We start from the raw sequence: 2,795 nt of genomic DNA, 5'->3' as shown, positions 1-2,795 counted from the left end.
GGTTTCTGGGGCGGGGGGGTGCTGGGTGGTGGGGGTTATGGTTGGGGGGGTGGGGGCGTTGTCTGGGGGGGGGGGGAGGGGGGGGAGGAGGGGGGGGGGAAGGAGAGGGGAGAGGAGGAAGGGAGGGGGGGGTCTTCCCCCCCCCCCCCCCCGCCCGCCGTTCCGGCGATCCTCCTGAGCCACCGGAGACACCTTCCCTTCCATGCCGCGAACATGACACTCTGGGCGCCATGCGCACTCGTCTCCTCGCCGCCACCCTCACGGCACTCGCCGCGGTGAGCCTCGCAGCCTGCTCCAGCTCCGGATCGGGCTCGGGCTCGGGCTCGGCCACCTCCGCGGCCGGCTCCCCCACCGCCTCCGCCGCATCGACCCCCGCGCCCTCCGACGCCGCCACCACACCGGCGGCTCCCGCGCCCGGCTCGGCCACCCCCACGGCCGACGGCGCCACCGGCGCTCCCGCCCCCGACGCCGGTGCCTCGGGAGCCCCCGCACCGGCCAAGCCCGCCCCGCCCACCGACGCCGGGCTGCCCGCCAAGCCGGGCACCGACCTGGCGACCAAGCTGGTGTCCGCGCTGGACGCGATCGACCCGGCGATCGTCGGCGGCAAGCCGGACCAGGCCGTGGACCGGGCGCGCAACCAGTGCCAGTCGATGTACCAGTTCCCCAAGGACAAGCAGAAGCTGGTCGACCTGGCCAACCAGCGCTTCACCTCCGCCGACCACCCGCAGGGCTTCGGCCCGGACACCGCCGCGAAGATCAACGAGGCGCTGCTCGCCACGCTCTGCCCGCCGTCCCGCTGACTCCGGCCACTGATCCTGGTCCAAGCCACCGATCCGGGCCGACAGGTCCACGGATCCGCGACACCATGAACCGCCCGGTGTCCTGAGCGCCGGGCTGCCGTGGCCGCGCCCCCTTCCGGGTGCGCGGCCACGGTCTTCTCGTTACGGGGCCTCTCGCCGACACCGGCACCGACCCCAGCACCGGCACCGGCACCGGCCCCCTCCCACCCCCTTTCATCACGCGGACCGTGTGCTGACGAACTGTTAGGTCTCTTGACAGACCAGTGGTCTAGTCCAAACATAAGCATGTCGATCCGACCGGGATGCACTGTGGGGGTGTGACCACCGGCGGCTGAGGCACTGCCCTGCCATGCTCCACTCCACCCCCGCTCCGTACGGCGCGCATGCGCACGCCGCCCGCGTCCGCGCGAGCCGGTGGGCGTTCGCACGCCCGCACTCCCGATACCCGCCCCGGTCCCGGGATCGCGGCCGACCTCACTCGGCCGCCCCGCCCGGACCGACCGCACCTCCCCAACGTCATGCCCCACCAAGTCTGTTGGAGAATCCATGCGCCTTCGCAGAACAGTCCAGGCCGTGTTGACGGCCTGCGCCACACTCGCCGCCTCGGCCGGCCTGGTCGCCGCCGGGACGAGCTCCGCCCAGGCCGCCACCCCGCTCCCCAGCCGGGTCTTCGCCCCCTACTTCGAGTCCTGGACCGGCCAGAGCCCGGCCCAGCTGGCCGCCCAGTCCGGCGCCAAGCACCTGACCATGGCGTTCCTCCAGGCCGCCACCAAGGGCTCCTGCACGCCGTACTGGAACGGCGACACCTCCAAGCCGGTGTCCTCCTCCACCTTCGGCGCCGACATCGCGACCATCCGCGCCAACGGCGGGGACGTGATTCCGTCCTTCGGCGGCTACACCGCCGACAACACCGGCACCGAGCTGGCCGACAGCTGCACCGACGTCAACCAGATCGCGGCCGCTTTCGAGAACGTGATCACCACCTACGACGTCAGCCGGATCGACCTCGACATCGAGGACAACTCGCTCACCAACAGCGGCGGGATCGACCGCCGCAACAAGGCGATCAAGCTCGTCCAGGACTGGGCGGCCACCAAGGGCCGGACCATCCAGTTCTCCTACACGCTGCCGACCACCCCCTCCGGACTGGCCGACAGCGGCCTCGCGGTGCTGCGGAACGCGGTCAGCAACAACGCGCGGATCGACGTCGTCAACATGATGACCTTCGACTACTACGACAACGCCACCCACGACATGGCGGCCGACACCCAGACCTCCGCGCAGGGCCTCTACAACCAGCTCGCCAAGCTCTACCCGTCCAAGACCCCCGCCCAGCTGTGGGGTTCGATCGGGATCATCGAGATGATCGGTGTCGACGACTTCGGCCCGGCCGAGACCTTCACCCTGGCCAACGCCAACACCGTGTACAACTGGGCGGTCGCCAAGGGCATCAACACGCTGTCCTTCTGGGCGCTCCAGCGCGACAACGGCGGCTGCCCGGGAACGGCCGGGAACGACAACTGCTCCGGGATCACCCAGAACACCTGGGACTTCAGCCACATCTTCGCGCCGTTCACCAGCGGCTCGACGGTGAACAACGACTTCTCGGTGTCGGTCAGCCCGAACTCCGCCACCGTCGCCGCCGGTTCGTCCACCTCGGCGACCGTCGCAACGGCCGTGACGGCGGGCTCGGCGCAGAGCGTCAACCTCACGGTCAGCGGAGCCCCGGCCGGCGTCACCGCCACCGTCACCCCCGGCAGCGTCACCGCCGGCAACAGCGCCACGCTCAACATCAGCACCATCTCCGGCGTGACGCCCGGGAGTTACCCGATCACGGTGACCGGCTCGGCGGCCTCCGGCAGCCACACCGGCACCTTCACCCTGAACGTCACCGGCACCCAGCCCGGCAACGACTTCTCGGTCGCCGTGAACCCGAACTCCGGTACGGTCGCGGTTGGTTCGTCCACCTCCTGTCTCTTCTTCAAATCTGACGCG

General features: G+C 70.8%; 2 protein-coding genes. Both read left to right on the top strand.

Features of this window, described 5'->3' with window-relative positions:
- The first annotated feature begins 230 nt into the window (after positions 1–230).
- A complete protein-coding gene (locus ACFVGO_RS13470) occupies positions 231–800 on the top strand; it encodes a hypothetical protein (RefSeq protein WP_380348330.1) in 570 nt (189 codons plus the stop codon).
- A gap of 546 nt (positions 801–1,346) precedes the next feature.
- The coding region (locus tag ACFVGO_RS13465) for a glycosyl hydrolase family 18 protein (protein WP_380631838.1) at positions 1,347–2,795 on the top strand (1,449 nt) is incomplete at its 3' end.

Source organism: Kitasatospora sp. NPDC057738 (assembly GCF_042798815.1).
Classification (GTDB): Bacteria; Actinomycetota; Actinomycetes; order Streptomycetales; family Streptomycetaceae; genus Kitasatospora; species Kitasatospora lactacystinica.
The sequence above is the reverse complement of the archived record's forward strand: the minus strand, read 5'-3'. Positions and strand labels throughout refer to the sequence as shown.

Coding starts and splice junctions, on each gene's coding strand:
- ACFVGO_RS13470 (WP_380348330.1), top strand. CDS start 231: ATGCGCACTCGTCTCCTCGCCGCCACCCTCACGGCACTCGCCGCGGTG.